Raw genomic sequence first — 25674 nt, forward strand, 5'->3', positions numbered from 1 at the left:
GCGGGATTTAAAATCAGTCACCTGGAAAAAGGGCCACCCAATGTGGCCCTGTTTCGCTCACTCCTTGTCCATCGGGATCCGGTTGGCGGGATCCAGCATGGCGGCGCGGGCGCGAATGCGGCGCTCCAGAGTTGGAATGAGATCCTTGTTGTCGAGCCGATCGACCCGCTGGCCCCCCTCATAGAAGGCACTCTTGTTGGCGGCACCCGCCAGACCAAGGTCGGAGACCAGCGCTTCACCCGGGCCGTTCACCACACAGCCGATGATGGAAACATCCATCGGTGTGATGATGTCTTCGAGCCGCTCTTCCAGTGCATTGACGGTAGCGATCACATCGAACTCCTGCCGTGAGCAGGATGGGCAAGCGATAAAGTTGATGCCACGGGAGCGAATACGGAGGGATTTGAGGATATCGAAACCGACCTTCACCTCCTCCACAGGATCCGCCGCCAGCGAGATACGCAGGGTATCGCCGATGCCGTCGGTAAGCAGCATACCCAGACCGATGGCAGACTTCACCGCACCGGCACGGAAACCGCCCGCTTCGGTGATGCCAAGGTGCAGCGGCTGTTCAATCTGCTTGGCCAGCAGGCGATAGGCACCGACTGCCAGGAACACATCGGAAGCCTTGACGCTCACCTTGAAATCCTGGAAATCGAGGCGATCGAGATAGTCCACGTGACGCATGGCGGACTCTACCAGCGCTTCTGGGGTCGGCTCGCCGTACTTCTCCTGGATATCTTTCTCCAGCGACCCGCCATTGACCCCGATACGGATCGGGATATTGAGGTCGCGCGCGCAATCGACCACCGAGCGCACCCGCTGCTCATTGCCGATGTTGCCCGGGTTGATACGCAGGCAGTCGGCACCGTACTCGGCCACTTTCAGGGCGATGCGATAGTCGAAGTGGATATCGGCAACGATGGGGATGCGGGTCTGCTGCTTGATCAGCCGGAAGGCTTCCGCCGCTTCCATGGTGGGCACGGAGACACGGACGATATCGGCGCCGACCCGCTCGATCCGCTGGATCTGCTCGATGGTGGCGGCGACATCTGTGGTCTTGGTGTTGGTCATGGTCTGCACGGTAATGGGGGCATCGCCCCCAACCGGTACATTACCAACCATGATCTGTCTGGATTTACGACGAATGATGGGTGATTCGTGAGAAGACATGGGAAACAGATTACTCCTGCGGCAGTGAGAAGCGGGCTGTACGACCGTTGTTGTAACGGCTCATATCAAACGACTGACCCTTGTAGTCAAGCTTGACGGCCATGGGCGCGCCAATGATGAACTTCAGGGGCTCGGCGCCTTCCAGCACCAGCTCGTCGTTGGCCTTCTTCAGACCACTGAACAGGGTCTTGCCGTTGGCATCCTTCACATCCAGCCAGCAATCGGCGGTGAAGCTCATCTTCAGTTGCGGCGCAGTCGCCGGATCAACGACAGCCTCTTCAGATTCGGTGCCATTGGCGCCGGATACCGCAGCATCGGTCGCAGTGCCGACAGCCGCGCTGACATCGGTCGGGGCAACAGCCGCAGAAGCAGGCGCCAGGGTAGCAGTCGCATCGGAGACCACCGCGGGGGCAGTCACGTCAGTGGCGGCAGGTGCGATGGCAGCGCCTTCCACCGGGGCGGTGTTGATCGCATCGGGCTGCGTGATAGCCGGTTCAGCCGGAGTCGAACCGGTTGCACTCATCTCGGTGGCTGCCAGGGCTTCATCACCGGCGGAGCGGCGTGAAGTACTCTGCCACCACCAGGCGACCGAGAGCGCAATCAACACCAGAATAACCAGCCAGGTCACCACCTTGAGCCGATTGTCGTTGGCTTGCTGGCGAGAGCGACGGGAGAAGCTCTGCATGTCGATATTGTCGGGAGGAGTCAGACCCAGCTTGTCGTAAGCGGCCAGAATGGTCTCTTCCGGGATCCCGACCAACTTGGCATAGGTACGCAGATAGCCCCGAATAAAGGTATGGGACGTATGTTTGTCGTAGGTATCCGATTCGATGGCGGCGATCAGGGTCAGACGAAGGTGAATGCGGGACGCAACCTGTTCTCGTGTCCAGCCAAGCTGTTCACGGGCATTGCGCAGCAGCTGGCCTGGACCTGCTGCCTGGGAATCGTCTTGTTGGAAATCGTGTGGCTGTTCAATAGTCATTGGCTAAATAACGCTTGGCTTGTTGCGAAGTGGGATATTGCCTTACCAGCTCAGTCCCGAATTGGTGAAGTAATGCCGGCTTGTCCATTGCCTGTGCCAATCTGAGTCTCAACCAGAGACTCTCCTCATTCTCGTCTGACACATCGGCAAAACGGGCGAGGTAGGACTGCACATCAGGCAGCTTGCCATCTTTCATGGAAAGCTCGGCCAAGTCCAGCAATAACCTTGGATTGCCCGGATTATACCCCAAGGCCAGGAGATAGTACTCGGTTGCTTTATCATTTCTGCGATTTTGCAGGGCACAAAGTGCCGCATTTTCATAGGTATCGGCAATCTTCACATAGCCTGGTTGAATAACAGCCTGGTTGAATGCCTTGTCTGCCTCATCATAACGGCCACGATCACAGAGGAAGGCGCCATAGTTGTTCATTGCGTCAGCATTGGACGGATCCATGGCAAGGGCGTTCTTGTAATGCTCTTCAGCCGCCTTGAAATCCCCCACCCTCTGGTAGAAGTAGGCAAAACCGATCTGCACTTGAGGATTGGAGGGGTCATACTGGAGGGCGCGATCAAGATTGAACTTGGCCTGCTCGGCATTGCCCTGACGCAGGTACTGGATACCCAGGTCGAGGCGGGTTTGGGCAGCCGCCTTGAGGTCAGGACCCACTTCACGCTGGGTCGAGTTCTGGCCAGCGTAAGTGGTCTCGGTCACACAGCCTGGCAGCGCGCAGAGCGCTGCCACTACGATCAATGTACGTGTATCCATTCCCTGTCTATACAATGGCTTAGCATTTAAACCATTTTGACGGAAATCCCATCCTGTTGCATCCGATTTTTGATAGTTCGCTTGGTACGGTCAATCACGTCACCCACCAGCTGACCACAGGCGGCATCGATGTCATCACCACGGGTCTTACGGACAATCACGGTGAAACCGTACTCCATCAGCACCTTGGAGAAGCGATCGATACGGCTGTTGCTCGGCTTGCCGTAAGGGTTGCCCGGGAAGGGGTTGAACGGGATCAGGTTGATCTTGCTCGGAGTGTCCTTGAGCACCTTGGCCAGCTCGTGCGCATGCTGCATATCGTCATTGATATGATCGAGCAGCACATACTCGACGGTTACCCGACCACCGTTGGCATTGGATTTGGCCAGGTAGCGACGGACACCGGCGAGGAACTCCTCGATGTTGTATTTGTCGTTGATCGGCATGATCTCTGAACGCAGCTTGTCGTTCGGGGCGTGCAGGGAGATAGCCAGCGCCACGTCGATCTGGTCGCCCAGCTTGTCCAGCGCAGGTACCACGCCAGAGGTGGAGATGGTCACCCGGCGCTTGGAGATGCCAAAGCCGTAGTCATCCATCATCAGACGCATGGCGGGCACCACGTTGGCGAGGTTGAGCAGCGGCTCGCCCATCCCCATCATCACCACGTTGGTGATGGGACGCTTGCCACCGACCACACGGGCAGCACGCCACACCTGACCGATGATCTCGGAGACTTTCAGATTGCGGTTGAAGCCTTGTTGAGCCGTGGAGCAGAACTTGCACTCCAGCGCACAGCCAACTTGAGAGGAGACGCAGAGGGTCGCGCGGTCATCTTCCGGGATGTAGACGGTCTCGACCTCCTGATCGCCCACCTGCAAGGCCCACTTGATGGTGCCATCCGCGGAGCGCTGCTCGCGGCTGATCTCGGGCGCCTTGATCTCGGCGATCGCCTTGAGGCGCTCTTTGAGCACCTTGTTGACGTTGGTCATCTGATCGAAATCATCACACCCAAAGTGATAGATCCACTTCATGACCTGATCTGCCCGGAATGGCTTCTCGCCCAGTTCGACGAAAAAGGCACGCATGGCATCCCGATCAAGATCCAGCAGGTTGATTTTTGTTTCGCTCATCAATGGCCTCAGTTCAAACACTTCATCAATTATTGGCTGACGACGTCAGGGGGCGGCATTGTACAAATAATGGGTCTGGCTTTCCACCTGGAGAATAGAGGGATATTGCGTAAACGGCGAAAACAACAAAGGGAGCCGAGGCTCCCTTGGGTCATCATCCACAAAAATCAGCCGCGCGGGCAGATCTCGTTGTCAGAGAAGAAGTAGGCAATTTCGCGGGCAGCGGATGCCGGTGCATCGGAGCCATGTACTGCGTTGCGATCGATGCTCTCGGCATAACAGGCACGCAAGGTACCAGCCAGCGCCTCTTTCGGGTTGGTAGCACCCATGATCTCGCGATTGCGACGGATGGCGTCTTCCCCTTCCAGCACCTGTACCATGACAGGGCCAGAGGTCATGAAGCTGACCAGATTGTCATAAAAAGGCTTGCCCTGATGCTCGGCATAGAAACCGGCAGCCTGTTCACTGCTCATGTGCAGCATTTTGGATGCCACCACTTTCAAGCCTGCGCTTTCGAAACGGCTATAGATGGCACCGATCAGGTTCTTGCTGACAGCATCCGGTTTAACGATAGAGAAGGTACGTTCGATGGCCATTGATATCTTTCCTTAACTACAGAGTTTTATTGTTAGAATCCATGTTCGCTGGCGATTATACGTAAACAAAAACCGGAAAAACACACAAACAAGCAACTTTTTATTAAACATCACTCCCTTGCAATCAACATCCACACTCATCTTGACCGAGCAGAGCCGGAAAATATGTGCGCTTGCGCACGATAGTTACCTTAAGCCGCCAAAACCCCATCTTTTGTTCACAATTCGAACAGCATGAAAAAGGCACCCGAAGGTGCCTTGTCTCGCCTATTTGGCTTCCGCCAGCAAGGCCCGCGCTATGGTGCGCATCCCCAGAGTATTAGCTCCCGGCGCCCAGAGGGCATCGCCGTTGTCACTGAAGCAGGCGGCCAGATCGATATGCAGCCAGCCCATCCCTTCGTTGGCAACGAAACGGGAGAGGAAACCCGCCGCGTTGGAGGCGCCACCCGGCCCGCCCCCCTTCACCGGACGGCTGTTGGCCGTGTCGGCGTAATGGGAAGGGCACTGCTGGCGGTGCCAGGGCTCCAGCGGCAACGGCCAGGCTGGCTCATGCTCGGCATCGGCATAGGTCATGGCCCGACTTACCAACCCTTTGTCGAGGCCGAACAGAGCATTGTAGCGCCCACCCAGCGCCATCACGGCTGCGCCGGTCAGGGTCGCGGCATCGATGATCAGCGGTGCGCCGGACTCGCTCGCCAGTTGCAAGCCATCGGCCAGCACCAGCCGCCCTTCGGCATCGGTATTCACAATCTCGACTGTGGTACCGTTCTTGTAGGTGAGGATGTCGCCCAGCTTGTAGGCGTGGCCGGAGACCAGGTTCTCGGCGCAGCAGAGGATCAGCTTCACCCGCTTGTCGAGCCCGCGCAGCATGGCCAGCGCCAGCGCACCGGTGACAATCGCCGCGCCCCCCATGTCGCACTTCATGGTGAGCATCCCCTCGGAGCTCTTCATGGAGTAGCCGCCGGAGTCAAAGGTGATCCCCTTGCCCACCAGCGCTGCTGCCACCGGCGCCTTGGGGTCACGCCCCGGGTTGAAGTCGAGCTCCAGCAATACCGGTTCGCGCGCACTGCCGCGGCCCACCTGATAGAGGCCGACCCAGCCCGCCTGTTGCAGCGCTTCGCCTTTCAAAATGCGATGACTCACCTTGTCCGGCGCCAGCTCGGTAATAAAAGAGGCAGCTTCCACCGCCAGCTCCAGCGGGCCCAACTGCTCCGGGGTGGCATTGGTCATCTCGCGCACCCAGCGGCCGCAGAGCCAACGCGCTTCCAGCTCCTCTCTGTCCTCTTCCGAGGACATGGCCCACTGCAGTTGCACCTCCGCCTTGGGGGTTTGCAGCCCTTGGGCAAAAGCCCACTGCTGTTCACGCTCCCAATGACCAGCCAGGGTCACTTTCTGGATCCCCTGCTGGCAGAGGCGACGGGCCGCTTGCTGGATATCGAGCAGCGGATTGGCCGTCACCAGATGGATCACCATGCCGTCGGCACGGTGAGAGAGCAGCGCCCCCTCCCCCCACTCGGCCGGTGCAAATTCACGACTTAACCAGACATTCATGCGGTCACCTCCTGCAGCCAGCGGGCGATGGTACGCAGACCGTGCCCCTTGGCGCCGGTCGCCCAGAGATCGTTGCCCGATTTCTGATAGGAGGCTGCCAGATCCAGATGCACCCAACCCTTGCCCTCATCACGCACGAAGCGGGAAAGGAACGCAGCAGCCGTGGTGGCACCGGCCGTACCCTCTGCCGAGGCGACGTTGCCCAGATCGGCAAAGGCCGAGGTGAGCTGGCTGGCATGCCAGGGTTCCAGCGGCAGCGCCCACGCCTGTTCGTTTTCCACCTTGGCGGCGGCCAGCGCACGCAGCTGTTCGGTCTCATCGAGGGCAAACACCGCATTGTAGTCGCGCCCCAGCGCCATCTTGGCGGCACCGGTCAGGGTGGCTGCGTCAAGGATATAAGCTGCACCGCTGTCGGAGGCCGCCATCAGGCCATCGGCTAGCACCAGACGCCCTTCCGCATCGGTGTTCTGGATCTCGACCGAAATGCCGTTTTTGTAGGTAAGGATGTCGCCCAGCTTGAAGGCGTGGCCGGAGACCAGGTTCTCGGCGCAGCAGAGAATGAGCTTCACCCGCTGGTTCAGACCGCGGCTGATAGCCAGCGCCAGCGCACCGGTCACCATGGCCGCGCCGCCCATGTCGGACTTCATCGGCAGCATGTTGTCAGAGGACTTCATGGAGTAGCCACCGGAATCAAAAGTGATCCCCTTGCCCACCAGCGCCGCCACCACGGGCGCATTGCGATCACCGGTCGGGTTGTAGTCAAGCTCCAGCAGCACAGGCTCGCGCTCGCTGCCACGGCCAACCGACCAGATCCCGATATGGCCGGACTCGCGCAGCGCTTCACCGGCGGTGATGCGAGCTGTAACCTGATCCCCGGCCAGACCACGAATGAGCAACAGGGCCGATTCCGCCAGACTCATGGGGTAGATCTCTTCCGGACAGCCATTGGTGATGTCACGTACCCAGCGAGCCGCCTTGAGCAGCGCCTCCAGTTCACGTGCTTCCGCGTCGCTCTGCTGGCCGAAATCCAGTTCACGGGCTCCCTTGGCGGCGTAGAACCCCTGGGCGAACGCGTAGCGACGCTCCAGATCCCAGCCTTCACCGACCAGCGTCACCCGCTTGATCCCGCTCGATTCGAGGCGACGGGCGGCGCGCTGAACGGTGCGCAGAACATCCTTCTCCTGACCGGCGGCACCAAGATGGATCAGTGCCTCGTCGCCATTGAAACTGAGCTGGGCGCCCTCGCCCCAATAGGCGGCCGCAGCCTGGGTGGATAACGCTACCTTCATCATGTCAGCCATCGTGTTTGCTTCCTTTTTACTGGCACTATGTATAAGCACTCTTTATGGGAAAGAGCTTATTGGCAAAGAGAGAATAACGAATACAAAAAAGGCCGTGCCCCCGAGGGTCACGGCCTTCCACCATATCACTGAAGCACCACAGGATGCTGCACGTGCAATTCACTCATGTGTAATTAATGGCGTTCAGAGGCAAGGTTCAGGGTGTACTTGGGCAGTTCCACCACCAGATCCTCGTCCGCCAGTTTTGCCTGGCAACTGAGACGAGATTCCGGCTCCAGCCCCCACGCCTTGTCCAGCATGTCGTCTTCCAGCTCGTCACTTGGCTCGAGCGAGTCAAAGCCCTCGCGCACCACGCAGTGGCAGGTAGTGCAGGCACAGGATTTCTCGCAGGCGTGCTCGATTTCGATACCGTTGCGCAGCGCCACATCCAGAATAGTCTCGCCGCTTTGCCCCTCGAGGGCGGCGCCATCCGGACAGAGTACGGGATGAGGAAGAATGATCAGTTTTGGCATATTACACCTTGTTGACGTTTTGTCCGGTCAGCACCTTGCGGATGGAGGCGTCCATCCGGCGGGCTGCAAACTCGCCACTGACAGCATCGGCTGCCTCAATGGCTTCTTTGATTTGATGGGTTGCACCGCTGTTGCGCATGGTCAGCAGATGGGCGATGGCGGCATCAATCTCGGCACGCTCGGCAGCATTGAGCAGGGCATCGCCATCGGCGGCCAGCGCCGCATTGAGACTCTCGACCACCCGGTCGGCTTCAACCTGCTGCTCGGCCAGCATGCGGGCATCCATATCCTGCTGGGCGTTCTCGATGGAGGCACTCAGCATGTTGAGGATATCCTGCTCCGCCAACCCGTAAGAGGGCTTGACCTGGATCTCGGCCTGCACGCCGGAGGATTTCTCCATGGCGCTGACCGAGAGCAGCCCATCCGCATCCACCTGGAAGGTGACGCGAATATGGGCGGCGCCGGCAGCCATCGGCGGAATACCGGTCAGGGTAAAGCGGGCCAGGGAGCGGCAATCGGCCACCAGCTCGCGCTCGCCCTGTACCACATGTATCGCCATGGCGGTCTGACCATCCTTGAAGGTGGTGAACTCTTGGGCGCGGGCAACCGGAATGGTAGTGTTGCGCGGGATCACTTTCTCGGCGAGGCCACCCATGGTCTCCAGACCCAGCGATAGCGGGATAACGTCCAGCAGCAGCATCTCGGCATCGGGCTTGTTGCCCACCAGAATATCGGCCTGGATGGCGGCGCCGATGGCGACAACCTTGTCCGGATCGATGCTGGTCAGCGGCGTACGCTGGAAGAACTCGCCCACCAGTTCACGCACCAGCGGCACCCGGGTGGAGCCACCGACCATCACCACTTCCAGCACTTCCACCTGCTCGAGACCGGCATCGCGCAGGGCGCGGCGACAAGCCAGCAAGGTCCGTTTCACCAGCGGGGTGATGAGTTCATCAAACTGGCTACGGCTCACTGAACCCTGCCAGCCAGCAAAGGTGCACGCCACCTGCTCGGCATCGGTCAGGCCGTGTTTGACGGCAGCGGCCACATCCAGCAGCTCGCGCTGCAGATGGGCATCCAGCTCACCGGAGAGGCCCGCTTGCTCCTTGATCCAGTCCGCCAGCAGGTGATCAAAATCATCACCGCCGAGGGCGGAATCGCCGCCGGTCGCCATCACTTCAAACACACCGCGGTGCAGACGCAGGATGGAGATATCGAAGGTGCCGCCCCCCAGATCGTAAACCGCGATCACCCCTTCCTGACCGGAGTCAAGGCCATAGGCAATCGCGGCCGCGGTCGGCTCGTTGAGCAGACGCAGTACGTGCAGACCGGCCAGACGGGCCGCATCCTTGGTCCCCTGACGCTGGGCATCATCGAAATAGGCGGGCACGGTAATGACCACGCCATCGAGATCGCCCCCGAGAGTCTGGGCGCCACGCTCGGCCAGCTTTTTGAGGATTTCGGCCGAGACCTGCACCGGATTGACCAGCCCCTGACGGGTTTGCAGTTGCGGCATGCCATTGTCGGCGGCAACAAACTGGTAAGGCTGCTGGCGGGTATCGATATCGGCCAGCGCCTTGCCCATCATCCGTTTGACCGAGACGATGGTGTTGTGAGGATCGAGCGCCGCTTCGCGCTTGGCATCAATCCCGACTCGAATGGCGTCGCTTTGATAGTGCACCACTGACGGGAGCAGGTCGCGCCCTTGCTCATCGCAAAGGGTATCGGCGTGACCACTGCGAACCGCAGCGACGAGAGAGTTGGTGGTGCCGAGATCGATCCCGACGGCACGTTTGTGCTGATGAGGAACAGCGCTCTGGCCGGGTTCGGCGATTTGCAGTAATGCCATGGGTAATGAAACTTCCAGCGTTAAAGGATCAAGACTCGAGAAACGAGTCTTCGAATCGTTCCAGCTCTTCGAGGAGCTTGTCGACAAACTTGAGTTTGCGAACGCAATCAGCGGCAACGAGATCTATGCCGGCGGCAAGAGACTCGGTCAGCTGCTGCATCAACATCTGGTGATCATGCCTGATCTCGCTGCGAAAATCCTTGATGGCGCGCTCAGGGTCTGCGTCATCTTTCAGATCGGCCAGACGCTCGCGCCACTCCAGCTGCTGCATCAGAAACGCGGTATCTTGCAGAGTCTGCTGTTCACCACGGATATCGGTGCCACGCAGGGAGAGCAGATATTCTGCACGGCGCAGCGGCGCCTTGAGGGTGGTGAATGCTTCGTTGATCTGGGCGGCACGTTGCACCGCAGCCAGCTGCTCCCGTTCGGGGGCGGTGGCAAAACGATCAGGATGGAATTGGGTTTGCAGCTGGCGGTAGGTATCAGCCAACTGACGGGTATCGAGCTCGAAGCCTTCAACCAGCCCAAACAGCTCGAAATGATTCATGCAAACCTCTTGGAAACGTTCGCCACAACCTCACTCGCCCCTGGCAAATGAGATGTGGTTGAACGGGTCATGGGCGACCCGCTCAACCACAGACGAAGGATCATTGACGTCAAACATCTCAGACACTGAAGCTTTCGCCGCAACCACACTCGCCTTTGGCGCATGAGAAGGTATTGTTGAACTACGCATATCTGACCCGTTCAACAACAGACGAAAGATCATTCACGTCAAACATCTCAGACACTGAAGCTTTCGCCACAACCACACTCGCCTTTGGCATTGGGATTGTTGAACTGGAAGCCCTCGTTGAGGCCCTCCTTGACGAAATCCAGCTCGGTGCCATCCAGATGGATCAGGCTCTTGGCATCAACAATAATCTTGACGCCCTGCTGCTCGAACACCTGATCCTCATCGGTCAGTTCATCAACGAACTCAAGCACGTAGGCAAGACCGGAGCAGCCTGTGGTTTTGACGCCGAGGCGCAGGCCAATGCCCTTGCCCCGGTTAGCCAGAAAAGAGGAAACCCGTGCCGCGGCGGCATCTGTCATGGTAATAGCCATACTGCTCTCCGGCGCTTAGAGACCTTTCTTCTGCTTGTAATCGGCGATGGCGGCCTTGATGGCGTCCTCAGCCAGAATGGAGCAGTGGATCTTCACCGGTGGCAGGGCCAACTCTTCAGCGATATCTGTGTTCTTGATGCCAGCCGCTTCGTCCAGGGTCTTGCCCTTGACCCATTCGGTTACCAGGGAGCTGGAGGCGATGGCGGAACCGCAGCCGTAGGTCTTGAACTTGGCATCTTCGATGATGCCTTCGTCGCTGATCTTCAGTTGCAGCTTCATCACGTCGCCACAGGCGGGCGCACCGACCATGCCGGTTGCAACGCTGGGATCATTCTTGTCGAAACCACCGACGTTGCGAGGATTCTCGTAGTGGTCGATTACTTTTTCACTGTAAGCCATATCTCACTCCTGCTAATTCTGTTGCTCACTAACCAAATAGATCAGTGATGAGCCCATTCGACCGTGTTCAGATCGACGCCGTCTTTGTACATCTCCCACAGAGGGGACATCTCACGCAGACGACCGATGGAGTCACGAATAAGCTTGACCGCGTAGTCAATCTCTTCCTCGGTGGTGAAGCGACCCATGCTGAAACGGATGGAGCTGTGTGCCAGCTCGTCGTTCAGACCCAGTGCGCGCAGCACATAGGAAGGTTCCAGGCTGGCGGAGGTACAGGCCGAACCGGAAGAGACTGCCAAATCTTTCAGCGCCATGATGAGGGATTCCCCTTCCACATAGGCAAAGCTGACGTTGAGGTTGCCCGGAACACGTTGCTCCAGATCGCCATTGATGTAGACGGCTTCAATGTCCTTGATGCCATTCCACAGACGCTGGCGCAGTGCCAAGATACGCTCGCCTTCACTCACCATCTCTTCTTTGGCGATGCGGAAAGCTTCGCCCATCCCGACGATCTGGTGGGTCGGCAGAGTACCGGAACGCATGCCGCGCTCGTGGCCGCCACCGTGCATCTGGGCTTCCAGACGAACGCGGGGTTTGCGGCGAACAAACAGTGCACCGATCCCTTTCGGACCGTACACCTTGTGCGCTGAGACGGAGAGCAGGTCCACTTTCAGTGCTTCCACATCTACCGGGATCTTGCCCACACTCTGAACGGCATCCACGTGCAGCAGGATCTTGCGGGAACGGCACAACTCGCCGATGGCGGCAATGTTCTGAACCACGCCGATTTCGTTGTTCACATGCATGATGCTGACCAGGATGGTGTCATCACGCATGGCATTCTCGATCATCTCGATAGTGAACAGGCCGTTGGGCATCGGCTCAAGATAGGTCACCTCGAACCCTTCACGCTCCAGCTGGCGACAGGTATCGAGCACCGCCTTGTGTTCGGTCTTGGAGGTGATGATGTGCTTGCCCTTGCTGGCATAGAAGTGGGCAACACCCTTGATGGCCAGGTTATTGGATTCGGTAGCACCGGAAGTGAAGACGATCTCGCGGGGATCGGCACCGATCAGATCTGCCACTTGATTACGGGCCAGATCCACCGCCTCTTCAGCTTGCCAGCCAAAGCGGTGAGAACGGGAAGCCGGATTGCCGAACAGGCCATCCATGGTGAGACACTGCATCATTTTTTCTGCGACACGCGGGTCCACCGGACAGGTTGCCGAATAATCAAGGTAAATAGGCAGTTTCATGTTTTTCTCCGTCACAGTCCGGGTCATACAGAGTCCCGCTGTGGAAAGCACGTTTATAGTTGGACTTTCAAGCTCACATCGCCGTGTTCTGCCCGATCAACCAGGGACAACACGGTCTTCATTTGTTCATCTTGCTTGCCGGCAATCCGGCGCACATCGGCCTGGCGTACCAGCTCAGCCAGCGTGATATCCCCGAGGAAGCTGGAGATCCGCTCACTCAAATCACGCCACAGGGAGTGAGTCAGGCACTGGGTACCGCCGTGGCAACCGCCCTTGCCGAGACACTTGGTGGCATCGACCGACTCATCGACCGCGGTGATCACCTGACCAACCGAAATCTCGCCTGGGGCCAACCCGAGGCGATAACCACCACCCGGGCCACGCACGCTGCTCACCAGACCATGTTTGCGCAGGCGGGCAAAGAGCTGCTCGAGATAGGACAACGAGATGCCCTGGCGCTCGGAAATATCGGCAAGGGGGACGGGCCCCTGCTCTGCATGCAGCGCCACGTCGAGCATGGCGGTTACAGCGTAACGTCCTTTTGAAGTCAGTCTCATGTGCCTTACCGTCTTGCGAAGCAATTTAATGGGGCACATGGTCACATACCCGACCAAATCAGTCAAGTATATGGTTGAGTAAATCAGTCGGATTAATCCGGTACGCGCGCTTTCTGCACCGAGGTCAGAATACCGCGCAGAATGTTGAGCTCAGCCGCTTCCGGCCGAGCCCGATTGAACAGGCGACGCAGCTTGCTCATCACATGACCCGGATGGTCATCGGCAATAAAACCGGTCTTCATCAGGGTTTGTTCCAAGTGCTGATAAAACCCTTCCAGCTGGGCGGTACTCGGATAGGCCATCTCCTCTTCAGGCTCGGCGGCCTGCCCCAGCAGCCAGCGCATCCGCACTTCGTAACAGAGGGTCTGCACCGCCATGGCCAGATTGAGAGAGCTGTAATCAGGATTGGCCGGAATGGCCACGTGGTAGTGGCACTTTTGCAATTCGTCGTTGGTGAGACCGGTGCGCTCACGACCAAACACCAACGCAACCGGGTGCTGCATCCCCTCAACCACCGACTTTTCGCCGGCCTCACGGGGATCGAGCATGGGCCAGCTCAGGGTTCGAGAGCGGGCGCTGGTGCCAATCACCAGACCACAATCGGCGATCGCGTCGTCCAGTGTCGGGACGATACGGGCATTGGCAAGCACATCGCTGGCACCAGCCGCCAGAGCGAAGGCATTGTCGTCCGGCAAGGCTTGCGGATCAACCAATACCAGCTGAGTCAAACCCATGGTCTTCATGGCACGTGCCGCAGACCCCATGTTGCCGGTATGAGAGGTGTTTACCAAAACGATACGAATCTGATCCAACATGCCCAGTCAATCTTCAGTCAAAAATGGCGCGCAATTGTAACATAAGAGAACACAATGTTGGCACCGTAAAAGCCGAGCCATTTCAGAACAAAACTACCCGTTTGTATAACAAACCAGCATGAGGGAAGTGAGAGGGGGGGACTAAACTTGATGGATATCCGATAAACGGCACAGGAGACACCACGCCATGCTTCCTCCCTTTATCTATGAGAGATTGCCCAGCCTCTACCTGCTGGCAGCCATTGCCATTATTACGTTGAGTGAACAGCCCCTGCTCTGGTTTGCAGGCGCCTTGCTGTTTATCGCCGGAGCGGTGACCTGGATGATGCGCTCCAGCTACCGGCGTACCGATCTGATTATCTTTCCGAGCAAACGCTGGCTACAGCCGGAGTGGCTGTATGAAGCGCAACCCTTTATCTGGCTGGCTGCGGGGCTGGCCATGTCACAGCTGCCCGCCCCTGCGGCACTCATCGCCTTGGTGCCCTGTCTGTGGGCCTGTCGTTGCCTCTGGGCACGGCACCATTATCGTCGCCATGCCCATGGGGTGATTGCCCACTTAAGACGGGATCCCGCCCGGCGCCGTCTGCACCGGAGCCTGCGCTGACGCGGTACGGGCGCGTTCGATAAACGTCGCCAGATCCATCAGGGGATACTTCATCAGGCTTGGCAAGCCATCGAGATCCAGACTGTCCATCAGATTTTTCACCTCAAGACCCAGTTCGGTATCCCCTTCTATCTTCAGTTTGCGCTGGAAAAAGAGCGAATCCGGATCCTCTTTGCGACCAGCGATGAGGATCAGGTCGTTGGCGGTACCGCTGAAGCAGACATCGGCCTTGTCACACTCGCGAGCCACCACCAGCTGGCCATTCTGCTCACTGATAAACCAGCACAGCTCCAGATCAGAGACTTCGACTTTCAGCCACTTGTCTGCCAGAAACTCGAAATCGCCATCTTCGATAGCCTCTTTGAAAACCCGGGCCAGCAAACTCTCCATTAGCTGCTTTTGCAGATTGAAGGGAACCAGCTTGAGGGGATGGCGCAAGAAGCGCGGAGCCTGTTCGACCAGGCGGCGTTGCAGTTGTTGAAACACGATAGACTCCCTTTTTTGCGCATTCAAACACAGGGAGAGTGGCAAGATCCTGTTGGAAATCAAACTTGTGCAGGGTTACCTCAAGAAGGGTAAAGCCACACAAAGCTGCCTCAGGTCAAAAAGCGGGAGTGCATGGCTGCATACAATCAGGGCTCGTTTGCCCTTCATATGCACTCTCGGAGCGTACCAATGGAATTACTCTGTCCGGCAGGCAGTTTGCCGGCACTGAAAACCGCCGTGGATAACGGGGCTGATGCCGTTTATATCGGTTTCAAGGATGACACCAATGCCCGCCACTTTGCCGGTCTCAACTTTACCGACAGCAAACTGGAGAAGGCGGTGGATTATGTGCATCAACATGGTCGCAAGCTGCATATTGCCATCAATACCTTTGCCCATCCCGGGGCCCATACTCGATGGAAACAGGCGGTTGATCGCGGGGTGGCCCTCGGCGCCGATGCGTTAATCATCGCCGATCTCGCCGTGCTGGAATATGCCAGCCGCCACTACCCCGAGATGGAACTCCATGTCTCGGTGCAGGCCAGCGCCACCAATGCCGCCGCCATTCGCTTCTATCAGCAGCAATTCAATGTCACACGGGTAGTGCTGCCCCGGGTGCTCTCCATGCATCAGGTCAAGCAGCTGGCCCGCGAGACCGATGTTGGCCTTGAGGTATTCGCTTTTGGCAGCCTCTGCATCATGGCCGAGGGGCGCTGCTATCTCTCCTCCTACATGACTGGCGAGAGTCCCAACACCGTCGGCGCCTGCTCACCGGCCAAGTTCGTCCATTGGGAAGAAACCCCGAGCGGCCTCGAGTCGCGGCTCAACGAGGTGCTGATCGACCGCTATGGCCCGGGCGAAAATGCCGGTTACCCGACCCTGTGCAAGGGGCGTTTCGACGTGGATGGCCAGACCTACCACGCGCTGGAAGAGCCCACCAGTCTCAATACCCTGGGTCTCCTGCCCGAGCTGTTCAAGACAGGGATCCAGTCGGTCAAGATTGAAGGACGCCAACGCAGCCCAGCTTATGTGGAGCAAGTGACCCGGGTCTGGCGTGCGGCCATCGATGCCTATCAGGCCAATCCCGAGGCCTATCAGGTCAAAGCTGAGTGGGATGCCCAGCTCGCCCGCGTCTCCGAAGGTAGCCAGACTACCCTCGGCGCCTACCATCGTCAGTGGCAATAAGGAGTCCACCCATGCAATTTTCTCTCGGGCCTCTGCTCTTCTACTGGCCCAAAGCCGATACCGAAGCCTTTTACCATGCCGCCGCCAACAGTCAGGCCGACATCATCTATCTGGGAGAGACCGTTTGCAGCAAGCGGCGCGAACTCAAAGTCGATGACTGGATTGCGCTGGCCCGTCAGGTGGCCAGCTCCGGCAAGCAGGTGGTGCTCTCGACCCTCGCCCTTATCTCCGCCCCTTCCGAGCTCAAGGAGGTGAAGCGGCTGGTCGACAATGGCGATCTTATGGTCGAAGCCAACGATCTCGGTACGGTACAACTCGCCTGGGAGGCTGGGATCCCCTTCGTCTGTGGCCCCGCCATCAACGCCTATAACGCCGATGTGCTGCGCATGCTGCTCAAACAGGGGATGAAACGCTGGGTCATGCCGGTGGAGCTCTCCCGTGACTGGCTGATCCAGCTCAATCAGGATCTGGGCCCCCTGCGCGACCAATTTGAGGTGGAGGTGTTTGCCTACGGCCATCTGCCGCTCGCCTACTCGGCGCGCTGCTTCACCGCCCGCTCCCTCGACAAACCGAAAGACAACTGCGAGCTCGCCTGCATCAACTACCCCACCGGACGACTGGCCAACAGCCGCGAGGGGCAGCGGGTGTTCAATCTCAACGGGATCCAGACCCAGTCCGGTTACTGCTATAACCTGGGTAACGAGCTGGCTGGTATGGAAGGTCTGGTAGATGTGGTCAGGCTTTCGCCGCAAGGGATGAATACGTTGGAGATGCTGGCCCGCTTCAAAGCCAACCGGCAGGGCCAGGCTCCCCTCTCCTTGCAGCAAGGAAGCGACTGCAACGGCTACTGGCGCCAGATCCCCGGCATGAGCCTGGTGGAATAAGCCCAAGGGCAAAACATAAGATAATAGCGATCAAAAGGGGGCCATTAGGCCCCCCTTTCTAATCACTCATGTCATAGTGACTTACTTGGCGCCATGCTGCTCCGCCAGATAGAGCCAGGTATCGACAACTGTATCGGGGTTGAGCGACACCGAGTCGATCCCCTGCTCCACCAGCCAGGCGGCGAAGTCCGGATGATCGGAGGGGCCCTGACCGCAGATCCCCACGTACTTGCCCGCCTTGCGCGCGGCCTGAATAGCCATCGCCAGCAGAGCCTTGACCGCCTCGTTACGCTCGTCGAACAGATGGGCGATGAGCCCGGAATCCCGATCCAGCCCAAGAGTGAGCTGGGTCATGTCGTTGGAACCGATGGAGAAGCCGTCCACGTGCTCCAAAAACTTGTCTGCCAAGAGGGCATTGCTCGGGATCTCGCACATCATGATCACCTTTAGCCCCCGCTCGCCGCGGCGCAGACCGTTCTCGGCCAGGATGTCGATCACCTGCTCCGCCTCGCCCACGGTGCGCACGAAGGGGATCATCACCTCGACGTTGGTCAACCCCATCACATCGCGCACCCGCTTGATCGCCTCGCACTCGAGGGCAAAGCAGGGGCGGAAGCTGTCGGCGATGTAGCGGGATGCGCCACGAAAACCGATCATCGGGTTCTCCTCGTGGGGCTCGTAGCCACGACCGCCCACCAGATTGGCGTACTCGTTGGACTTGAAGTCCGACATCCGCACGATCACCCGCTCCGGCCAGAAGGCGGCCCCCAGAGTGGCGATCCCCTCGGTCAGCTTGGCCACATAGAACTCCCGCGGGCTGTCGTAACCGGCGATCATCTTGCCGATGGTGGCCTGCAGCTCTGGGGTTTGCAGGTCAAACTCCAGCAAGGCCTTGGGGTGCACGCCGATCATCCGGTTGATGATGAATTCAAGGCGCGCCAGCCCTACCCCGGCATTGGGCAACTGGGCAAAGTCGAAAGCGCGGTCCGGGTTGCCGACGTTCATCATGATCTTGATGGGCAGGCGCGGCATATTGCCCACCTCGGTCACCGCCACGTCGAAGTCCAGCTCGCCGTCATAGATAAAACCGGTATCCCCTTCCGCACAGGAGACGGTGATCCGCTGGCCCGGCTGAATATGATCGGTAGCGTTGCCACAGCCTACCACTGCCGGAATGCCCAGCTCGCGGGCGATAATGGCGGCGTGACAGGTGCGGCCACCCCGGTTGGTGACGATGGCGGAAGCCCGCTTCATGATGGGCTCCCAGTCCGGGTCGGTCATGTCGGTGACCAGCACATCGCCGGGCTGCACTTCGTCCATCTGGCTGATGGAGGAGATGACCCGCGCCGGGCCCGCGCCAATCTTGTGACCGATAGCACGCCCCTCGATCAACACCTTGCCCGCTTGCTTGAGGGCAAAACGCTCGAGGGTGTTGGCCTCCTGACGGCTGCGCACGGTTTCCGGGCGGGCCTGCACGATATAGAGCTGGCCATCCTGACCATCCTTGGCCCACTCGATATCCATCGGGCGGCCATAGTGCTGCTCAATGATGAGGGCCTGTTTCGCCAGCGCCATCACCTCCTCATCGCTGATGCAGAAGCGGCTACGCTCGGCCTCATTGGTGTCGACAATCTTCACCTGACGGCCGTGACCGGCATCGTCCGAGTAGGTCATCTTGATAAGCTTGGAGCCGAGGGTCTTGCGCACCACCGCCGGGCGGCCCCCCTTGAGGGTCGGCTTGTGCACATAGAATTCATCCGGGTTGACCGCGCCCTGCACCACCATCTCGCCAAGACCATGGGCACCGGTGATAAAGACCACGTCGTTGAAACCGGACTCGGTATCCAGGGTAAACATGACGCCGGAGGCGGCGAGATCCGAGCGCACCATCCGCTGTACCCCGGCCGAGAGGGCAACGCCCTTGTGGTCGTAGCCCTGATGCACCCGATAGGAGATGGCGCGATCGTTGAACAGGGAAGCAAACACATGCTTGACCGCCGTCATGACGGCATCGATGCCACGTACGTTGAGGAAGGTCTCCTGCTGACCGGCAAAGGAGGCGTCTGGCATATCCTCGGCGGTGGCGGAGGAGCGCACCGCAAACGAGGCCTCGACACCGGCACTCAACTTTTCATAGGCAACCCGGATAGCCTGCTCCAGTTCGGGCTGGAACGGGGCTTCGATCACCCAGTCGCGGATCTGCTGACCGGCCCGGTTGAGGGCGGCGATATCGTCCACGTCCAGATTGTCGAGCAGATGGTGGATCTTGCCGTTGAGGCCGCTTGACTCCAGAAACTCGTTAAACGCAAAGGCGGTGGTGGCAAAGCCCCCCGGCACGGATACGCCGGCGCCAGAGAGGTTGCTGATCATCTCGCCAAGGGATGCGTTCTTGCCGCCAACTCGTTCTACGTCCTGCATTCCGAGTTGTTCGTACCAGAGCACGTACTGTTGCACTTGGATGTCTCCAGGTTGGTGGGCACCGATGCCATAGCACCTCGTGCGCCCGATTTAATCGATGAGGTTATGGGTAAGTCAGGTGCGTTATTGTCGGTTTCTTTTGTTGCTAACGACCATGAAAACGTTTTCTATTGGTTTTCAAAAAAATCCCCGAGCAAGAGTTGGGGATGGTCGAATGACCGGAACATTCTACAATGGCGACACAAAAAGATAACGATTCAGGTTTGCAAGCCACTTCACAACTTGGGCACAGCAGACCGGTTGACAAAACTGGTATGGTTTCGGGAGATACTTCTCACCCCTTACCCCATGCGACCCCACCCGCGGTATCACAGGAGCCCTACGTGCACACCGTATTTTATGTTTCAGACGGCACCGCCATCACCGCCGAAGTGTTCGGCCACGCGGTACTGAGCCAGTTTCCGCTGGCCTTCGAGCAGATCACTATCCCCTTTGTGGAGACACTGGAGAAAGCCCGTCAGGTACGGATGCGGATCGACGAGCAGTTTCGCCAGACCGGGGTACGCCCCATTCTGTTTCACACCATCGTCGACCCGCTGGTACGGGAAGAGGTACTGAAATCGGAGGCGTGCGGCCACGACTTTCTCAATACCTTCGTCAGCCCGCTGGAGCAGGAGCTGGGGGTCAAAGCCGAGCCCCGCCTCCACCGCACCCACGGCATGGAGAACCGCAAGCTCTATGACGATCGCATCGAGGCGGTCAACTTCGCACTTGCCAACGACGATGGCATCACCACCAGGGAGTACGATGAGGCGGACATCATCCTGATCGGGGTCTCCCGCTGCGGCAAGACCCCCACCAGCCTCTATCTGGCGCTGCAGTTCGGCATTCGTGCCGCCAACTACCCCTTTATCGAGCAGGACATGGGCATGCTGGAGCTGCCCGCCCCCCTCAAGGCCAACCGTCACAAGCTGTTTGGCCTCACTATAGCGCCGCAGCGGCTGCACGAGATCCGTAACCAGCGCCGTGCCAACAGCCGCTACTCCTCCATCGAACAGTGCGAGCAGGAGCTGGCCTGCGTGGAGCGACTGTTTCGCCAGGAGGCGATCCGCTTCCTCGATACCAGCTCCCACTCGGTGGAGGAGATCAGCGCCAAGGTCCTCGAGGCAACCGGTCTGCGCCGCCAGCTCTGTTAAGCCAGCTTGACAGCTATCGGCATCAACAAAAGATAAAAATTACAGTGTCGCGGCGAAAGTCAGCTGTGGCGAACTGCAATTCACATAGATGACAGTGAAAAGCGTGGATAAAAAAGGGATAAGCACCACAAATGCTTATCCCTCTTCTTGTCGACCTTGGCGTTGTGCCCTTGTCACCTGCTGCCAGTTAGCCGCTATTCGATTCCGTTCTGCTGCGCTCGGCAAACAGCCAGCGTTAACTAACGATTGAGCTCAGGGTTGTTCATCAACCGGGCATAGAAGGCCAGCAAACCGTGGCGCAGGCGAACCCGCTCCGCCAGCCAGCCGCCAACGAGCGCCCCCGTTACCCCACCCACCAGCAACAGCGACTGCCAGTAGTGCAGCAACTCCTGATCACCGAGTAACAGCCAACCCAGCAACATAATCGCGGCCACCAGCAACAACAGCGGACTGGCGGCAATCCCTAACCAGATCGCCACCAGCACACTCCGGGCAACCCCTTGTTGCAGCACGCTTTCGCGTTCCCTGTGATCCAACTCCCTGCACTCTTCCTTGCATTCTTCCTTGCATTTTTCCCTGCACTCTCGCTTGTTTGGCATCATTTGCATCCATTTGTGGCTTGGCACCACAAAAGCACACCAACAAGACAAAATGTCAATAAAACAGAACTCGATTGAACAAACATCAACCAAAAACTACCAAGAAGCCACTTCAGATCATGAAAAAGCTGCATTTGGTACAAAACACGGCCATTAGAGATGGAAAACAGGTGCATTCATGGCGGATTATCACTATTCTGCTTCGGTTGCCAGCCAACACTAAAAATTGAAAATGGCATGGCGTAACGAAATAAATACAGCTTTCGTCAGGTTTTGGCTACGCACTGCGGCCTGCTCAGGATGAGCCCAACACCGACCAGAGACAACAGAGACGTAAGGACAGACCCATGGATTTGAAACAAGACGGTGAGGAGCTGAAGCGCGGCCTTAAAAACCGCCACATTCAGTTGATTGCTTTGGGCGGCGCCATCGGCACCGGCCTCTTTCTGGGCATTGCCCAAACCATCAAGATGGCAGGCCCCTCAGTCCTGCTGGGGTATGCCATCGGCGGCTTTATCGCCTTCCTGATCATGCGCCAGCTCGGTGAAATGGTGGTGGAAGAGCCGGTAGCCGGCTCCTTCAGCCACTTTGCCTACAAATACTGGGGTGAGTTTGCCGGTTTTGCGTCCGGCTGGAACTACTGGGTGCTCTACGTGCTGGTGAGCATGGCCGAGCTGACCGCGGTGGGCATCTATGTCCAGTACTGGTGGCCCGAGATCCCGACCTGGATGTCGGCAGCCTTCTTCTTCGTGCTGATCAACGCCATCAACCTCTCCAACGTCAAAGCGTTTGGCGAAATGGAGTTCTGGTTCGCCATCATCAAGGTGGTCGCCATCATCGGCATGATTGGCTTTGGCGGCTATCTGCTCCTCTCCGGTGCCGGCGGCCCCGAGGCGAGCGTCACCAACCTGTGGGCTCAGGGCGGTTTCTTCCCCAACGGCATCAGCGGTCTGGTGATGGCGATGGCGGTGATCATGTTCTCCTTTGGCGGTCTGGAGCTGGTCGGTATTACCGCCGCCGAAGCGGACAATCCCGAGAAGAGCATTCCCAAGGCCACCAATCAGGTGATCTACCGCATCCTCATCTTCTACATCGGTGCTCTGGCTATCCTGATGTCCCTCTACCCCTGGGGTAAAGTGGTGGAAGGCGGCAGCCCGTTTGTGATGATTTTCCACGCACTGGACAGCAATCTGGTCGCGACCGTGCTCAACATCGTTGTACTGACGGCAGCACTGTCGGTCTACAACAGCTGCGTCTACTGCAACAGCCGGATGCTGTTCGGTCTGGCCAAACAGGGCAACGGCCCGAAAGCCCTGCTCAAGACCAACAAGAGCGGCGTACCGCTGGTTGCCCTCTCGGTCTCGGCCATCGCCACCCTGCTCTGCGTGCTGATCAACTACCTGATGCCGGGCAAGGCGTTCGGCCTGCTGATGGCGCTGGTGGTCTCCGCACTGGTGATCAACTGGGCGATGATCAGCCTCGCGCACCTCAAGTTCCGCAAGGCCAAGGTCGCGGAAGGCGTCCAGCCCAAGTTCAAGGCGTTCTGGTATCCCTTCGGCAACTACCTCTGCCTCGCGTTCATGGCCGGTATTCTGGTGATCATGTATATGACCCCCGATTTCCGCATCTCGGTCGAGCTGATCCCCGCCTGGCTGGTGGTACTGGGCATTGGCTTTGTCATCAAGCGCAAAGGACAAGCTCAAAGCAAGGTCGCAGCCAATCTGGGTTAATGCCCGTAGCTGAGAAAAACAATGCAAAACGCCGATCGGATGATCGGCGTTTTTTTTATTGCGCGCAGCGCAACTGACCGCACTACTAGCAGCCATAGCCCTCAGGAAGGCAGCTCTTGCCTTTGATCTTGCCGATGCTCCGGGCTGTTGACGCAACACTCATCGCGGAAAAAGGCGATGATCTCCTCCAACACCGCGTATTGAGAGACGCAAAGCAGGGTGCGACTCTCCCGGTTTTGCTTCACCAGCCCCACCGAGACCAGCGCCGCGATATGGTGGCTGAGGGTGGAAGCGGGGATCACCAGCTGCTTTTGCAGCTCCCCCACCGGCAGCCCCTGCTCTCCCGCCTTGACCAGATGCTTGAAGATAAACAGCCGGGTCGGATGACCCAGCTCTTTCAATGCCTTGGCGACCTCTTCTAGTTGCATCTCTGCGCCCTCCACGAATTTGATATTTCGATAATACCAGAAATATCTTGACCGACCATTCATTTCGATTATTTTGGAAATATAGAAACCAAGTGAGGATACGACAATGAATGAGTGGTTAACCATGCTGACCGATGCAGCCCAGATGTTCCTGTTTCTGGCTGTCGAGCTGTCGGTGCTGTTTCTGGTCATTAGCGCCGGGGTCAGCCTGATCCGTCAGAAGATCCCCGACGAGAAGATCCAGCGGATGCTGGGGGCGAGACATGGCAAGGGCTATCTACTCTCAGCCCTGCTCGGCGCCGTCACCCCCTTTTGCAGCTGCTCCACCATCCCGATGCTGAGAGGACTACTCTCGGCCAAGGCTGGCTTTGGCCCCACCCTCACCTTCCTGTTTATTTCGCCCCTGCTGAACCCCATCATCGTCGGCTTGATGTGGGCCACCTTCGGCTGGAAAGTGACCCTGCTCTACGCCGTGATCGCCGCCAGCGTCTCCGTCATGGCGAGCATGCTGCTCGACAGATTGGGGTTCGAGCGCCATGTCATCGACCCCAAAGAGGCCACCCCCTCTTGCGGTAGCGGCTGTGGCCCGGCGACCCGCACCACCACTCAAGCACATTGCAGTGACAACCAACGCGGCGTCATTCGCGCAATCAAACCCCTCAACGGGGCAGCGTGCTGCCCGGCACCTCAACCAGAGATGGCAGAACAGGCCACCCTCTCCTGCTGCGGCGATGGCACGGCAGTCCTGACCAGAGCACCACAGCTCCCCACCGCCTGGGGCAAAGCTCGCATTGATGCCTGGCAGCAGTTCAAAGCGGTATTGCCCTTCCTGCTGCTGGGGGTGCTCATCGGCTCGTTTATTTACGGTTTTATTCCGGCCGAGTGGATCGCCGCCCATGCTGGCGCCGACAACCCGCTGGCCATCCCCTTCAGCGCCATCGTCGGGATCCCGCTCTACATCCGTGCCGAGGCCGTGATCCCGCTGGCATCGGTACTGCTGGGCAAAGGGATGGGAATGGGCGCCGTCATGGCGCTGATCATCGGCAGTGCCGGTGCCAGCCTGACCGAGGTGATCCTGCTCAAATCGATGTTCAAAACCCCGATGATTGCGGCCTTCCTTACCGTGATCCTCGGCATGGCGATCCTGATGGGCTACCTGACGCAACTGCTGTTTTAAGTCGCCCATCATTAAACAGACAGGGTGTTAAGCCAGCTGAGTGTGAAACCATCAGGCTTCCCATAGACAAAACGCCGATCAACTGATCGGCGTTTTGTCTATTCCGTACGGCAATCTGCAACCGGCGTTACAGATATTGCCCGACGATGGAGCAGATCCTCGACGTCACGGGCGATATGGTCGGGTTGGTGTTCCCAGCGCTCCGGGGTCGCGCGGCTATAGGCGACAGCCACCGAGATCACACGGCTCTGCTCGCCAAGCGCCCCTTGCAAATGACGAGCAAACTGCACATCCGCTTCATGATCACCGATATAGATGAGCGACGGACACCTGGCTGGGCCGAAGATAGACTCCAGACATTTGAGGCCGCCGAAAGGGTGTTTTTTGCTACTGTGCGGGCACGTCATCGTAGCCAGCCACGGCCTTGAACTGGCTTTTCACACCATGCAGTTCAAGCACACGGAGAAGGGTTTTTAGGCGTTTTTCGAACAAATGCCATGGGAAATGGCAGAGAAATGGTCAATCACCACCTCCAGCTCCTAAAAAATGCACCTAAGTCCCTGTCTCTCCTGATGTTTGGCTCACAGACTGCCAGCCTGCACCATCTCGTCCCGCGACAAACCGTAGTAATCCCTATAGAGATCCTGCCAGTTCTTGGCGGCGTGATTGGCATGGTGATACTCCGCTTCGCTGCGCAGATAACGAGGTAACTGATCGCCGGTCAGATGGGGGGCGACATCAGCCAGGATCTGCTTGGCGATATCGATATTCTGCGGCACCGAATTGACCAGGGTGCTGTCATAATTCCATAAAATCGCCCCCAACTTAATTGCCTTACCTGTATCGCTGCGTGGCTATAAGTCATGCGATGTTACTTGGCTTGCGTCCCCCGCCAAACCGTTGCGATGGAAGATGTGTAGATGCCCCTGCTAGGCGCAGAACAGTTAATGAGCAACAACACAATAAAATGAGC

Annotated in this window: 27 protein-coding genes; 6 read left to right on the forward strand and 21 right to left on the reverse strand. The window is 58.4% G+C overall.

Annotated features, from left to right (window positions below):
- Nucleotides 1–57: 57 nt before the first annotated feature.
- The 15 genes from ispG to trmJ all read right to left on the reverse strand — a co-directional run bounded on the left by ispG (nt 58) and on the right by trmJ (nt 13994).
- Entirely contained in the window at nt 58–1173 is a 1116-nt protein-coding gene (gene ispG / locus G5137_RS01685) for a flavodoxin-dependent (E)-4-hydroxy-3-methylbut-2-enyl-diphosphate synthase (protein WP_005333801.1), read from the reverse strand.
- 10 nt (nt 1174–1183) lie between these two features.
- Nucleotides 1184–2155, reverse strand: coding sequence for a cytoskeleton protein RodZ (gene rodZ, locus G5137_RS01690; RefSeq protein ID WP_216978561.1), 972 nt, complete (start codon nt 2153–2155; stop codon nt 1184–1186).
- Nucleotides 2145–2936 (reverse strand): type IV pilus biogenesis/stability protein PilW, encoded by a 792-nt coding sequence (tapF, locus tag G5137_RS01695; protein ID WP_216953941.1) that lies wholly within the window; start codon nt 2934–2936, stop codon nt 2145–2147. The genes rodZ and tapF overlap by 11 nt, the downstream gene beginning before the upstream one ends.
- 11 nt (nt 2937–2947) lie before the next feature.
- Nucleotides 2948–4051 (reverse strand): bifunctional tRNA (adenosine(37)-C2)-methyltransferase TrmG/ribosomal RNA large subunit methyltransferase RlmN, encoded by a 1104-nt coding sequence (locus G5137_RS01700; protein WP_005344856.1) that lies wholly within the window; start codon nt 4049–4051, stop codon nt 2948–2950.
- 167 nt (nt 4052–4218) lie between these two features.
- A complete protein-coding gene (ndk, locus tag G5137_RS01705) occupies nt 4219–4647 on the reverse strand; it encodes a nucleoside-diphosphate kinase (RefSeq protein ID WP_005333805.1) in 429 nt (142 codons plus the stop codon).
- A gap of 267 nt (nt 4648–4914) precedes the next feature.
- Nucleotides 4915–6198 carry an aminopeptidase PepB gene (pepB, locus tag G5137_RS01710; RefSeq protein ID WP_005359802.1) on the reverse strand — a complete coding sequence of 428 codons (1284 nt, stop codon included), beginning with the start codon at nt 6196–6198 and terminating at the stop codon, nt 4915–4917.
- On the reverse strand, nt 6195–7499 hold the full coding sequence (gene pepB / locus G5137_RS01715; RefSeq protein WP_216977894.1) for an aminopeptidase PepB: 1305 nt from the start codon (nt 7497–7499) through the stop codon (nt 6195–6197). Before pepB (G5137_RS01715) ends, pepB (G5137_RS01710) begins: the two co-directional genes overlap by 4 nt.
- Nucleotides 7500–7672: 173 nt before the next feature.
- Nucleotides 7673–8011, reverse strand: a complete 339-nt coding sequence (fdx, locus tag G5137_RS01720) for an ISC system 2Fe-2S type ferredoxin (RefSeq protein ID WP_005333808.1) — start codon at nt 8009–8011, stop codon at nt 7673–7675.
- Between the two features lies 1 nt (nt 8012).
- Nucleotides 8013–9860, reverse strand: a complete 1848-nt coding sequence (gene hscA / locus G5137_RS01725) for a Fe-S protein assembly chaperone HscA (RefSeq protein WP_005351033.1) — start codon at nt 9858–9860, stop codon at nt 8013–8015.
- 28 nt (nt 9861–9888) lie between these two features.
- Nucleotides 9889–10407 (reverse strand): co-chaperone HscB, encoded by a 519-nt coding sequence (gene hscB, locus G5137_RS01730; protein WP_421254822.1) that lies wholly within the window; start codon nt 10405–10407, stop codon nt 9889–9891.
- A gap of 236 nt (nt 10408–10643) precedes the next feature.
- Nucleotides 10644–10967, reverse strand: coding sequence for an iron-sulfur cluster assembly protein IscA (gene iscA, locus G5137_RS01735; RefSeq protein WP_005333812.1), 324 nt, complete (start codon nt 10965–10967; stop codon nt 10644–10646).
- Between the two features lie 15 nt (nt 10968–10982).
- Complete coding sequence (gene iscU, locus G5137_RS01740; protein ID WP_005333813.1) at nt 10983–11366, reverse strand: Fe-S cluster assembly scaffold IscU; 384 nt, start codon at nt 11364–11366, stop codon at nt 10983–10985.
- Nucleotides 11367–11407: 41 nt separating this feature from the next.
- Nucleotides 11408–12622, reverse strand: a complete 1215-nt coding sequence (locus G5137_RS01745; protein WP_013723838.1) for an IscS subfamily cysteine desulfurase — start codon at nt 12620–12622, stop codon at nt 11408–11410.
- 53 nt (nt 12623–12675) lie between these two features.
- A complete protein-coding gene (gene iscR / locus G5137_RS01750; protein WP_026035025.1) occupies nt 12676–13179 on the reverse strand; it encodes a Fe-S cluster assembly transcriptional regulator IscR in 504 nt (167 codons plus the stop codon).
- 92 nt (nt 13180–13271) lie between these two features.
- Complete coding sequence (trmJ, locus tag G5137_RS01755) at nt 13272–13994, reverse strand: tRNA (cytosine(32)/uridine(32)-2'-O)-methyltransferase TrmJ (protein ID WP_100645606.1); 723 nt, start codon at nt 13992–13994, stop codon at nt 13272–13274.
- 187 nt (nt 13995–14181) lie between these two features.
- Here trmJ and G5137_RS01760 point away from each other — a divergent pair, with 187 nt between their 5' ends.
- On the forward strand, nt 14182–14598 hold the full coding sequence (locus G5137_RS01760; protein ID WP_139474391.1) for a hypothetical protein: 417 nt from the start codon (nt 14182–14184) through the stop codon (nt 14596–14598).
- On the opposite strand, the gene ubiT is transcribed toward G5137_RS01760, so the two are convergent.
- The gene (gene ubiT / locus G5137_RS01765) at nt 14551–15084 is read right to left on the reverse strand and encodes a ubiquinone anaerobic biosynthesis accessory factor UbiT (RefSeq protein ID WP_101530750.1); all 534 of its coding nucleotides are present in this window, start codon (nt 15082–15084) and stop codon (nt 14551–14553) included. The genes G5137_RS01760 and ubiT overlap by 48 nt on opposite strands.
- A 189-nt stretch (nt 15085–15273) precedes the next feature.
- Between ubiT and ubiU the strand changes: the two genes are divergently transcribed.
- Together ubiU and G5137_RS01775 are read left to right on the forward strand one after the other, a co-directional pair.
- Nucleotides 15274–16269 (forward strand): ubiquinone anaerobic biosynthesis protein UbiU, encoded by a 996-nt coding sequence (gene ubiU / locus G5137_RS01770; protein ID WP_421254823.1) that lies wholly within the window; start codon nt 15274–15276, stop codon nt 16267–16269.
- A gap of 11 nt (nt 16270–16280) precedes the next feature.
- Nucleotides 16281–17153, forward strand: coding sequence for a U32 family peptidase (locus G5137_RS01775; RefSeq protein ID WP_421254824.1), 873 nt, complete (start codon nt 16281–16283; stop codon nt 17151–17153).
- 81 nt (nt 17154–17234) lie between these two features.
- On the opposite strand, the gene ppsA is transcribed toward G5137_RS01775, so the two are convergent.
- Entirely contained in the window at nt 17235–19607 is a 2373-nt protein-coding gene (gene ppsA / locus G5137_RS01780) for a phosphoenolpyruvate synthase (RefSeq protein ID WP_421254825.1), read from the reverse strand.
- A 347-nt stretch (nt 19608–19954) separates the two neighbouring features.
- Between ppsA and ppsR the strand changes: the two genes are divergently transcribed.
- Nucleotides 19955–20767 (forward strand): posphoenolpyruvate synthetase regulatory kinase/phosphorylase PpsR, encoded by an 813-nt coding sequence (gene ppsR / locus G5137_RS01785; RefSeq protein ID WP_005333888.1) that lies wholly within the window; start codon nt 19955–19957, stop codon nt 20765–20767.
- Between the two features lie 239 nt (nt 20768–21006).
- Here the strand turns inward: ppsR and G5137_RS01790 are convergent, their stop codons facing one another.
- Nucleotides 21007–21303, reverse strand: coding sequence for a hypothetical protein (locus G5137_RS01790; RefSeq protein ID WP_421254826.1), 297 nt, complete (start codon nt 21301–21303; stop codon nt 21007–21009).
- A gap of 410 nt (nt 21304–21713) precedes the next feature.
- Between G5137_RS01790 and G5137_RS01795 the strand changes: the two genes are divergently transcribed.
- Nucleotides 21714–23096, forward strand: coding sequence for an amino acid permease (locus G5137_RS01795; protein WP_005352966.1), 1383 nt, complete (start codon nt 21714–21716; stop codon nt 23094–23096).
- Between the two features lie 101 nt (nt 23097–23197).
- Here the strand turns inward: G5137_RS01795 and G5137_RS01800 are convergent, their stop codons facing one another.
- Nucleotides 23198–23524, reverse strand: coding sequence for an ArsR/SmtB family transcription factor (locus tag G5137_RS01800; protein ID WP_128815807.1), 327 nt, complete (start codon nt 23522–23524; stop codon nt 23198–23200).
- Between the two features lie 106 nt (nt 23525–23630).
- On the opposite strand from G5137_RS01800, the gene G5137_RS01805 reads away from it, so the two are divergent.
- A complete protein-coding gene (locus tag G5137_RS01805) occupies nt 23631–24701 on the forward strand; it encodes a permease (protein ID WP_323905664.1) in 1071 nt (356 codons plus the stop codon).
- A 98-nt stretch (nt 24702–24799) separates the two neighbouring features.
- On the opposite strand, the gene G5137_RS01810 is transcribed toward G5137_RS01805, so the two are convergent.
- Nucleotides 24800–24991, reverse strand: coding sequence for a hypothetical protein (locus tag G5137_RS01810; RefSeq protein WP_421204716.1), 192 nt, complete (start codon nt 24989–24991; stop codon nt 24800–24802).
- Between the two features lie 291 nt (nt 24992–25282).
- Nucleotides 25283–25525 (reverse strand): hypothetical protein, encoded by a 243-nt coding sequence (locus tag G5137_RS01815; protein ID WP_421254827.1) that lies wholly within the window; start codon nt 25523–25525, stop codon nt 25283–25285.
- Nucleotides 25526–25674: the final 149 nt, after the last annotated feature.

It is taken from the genome of Aeromonas sp. 600282 (assembly GCF_049175755.1).
Classification (GTDB): domain Bacteria; phylum Pseudomonadota; class Gammaproteobacteria; order Enterobacterales; family Aeromonadaceae; genus Aeromonas; species Aeromonas veronii_A.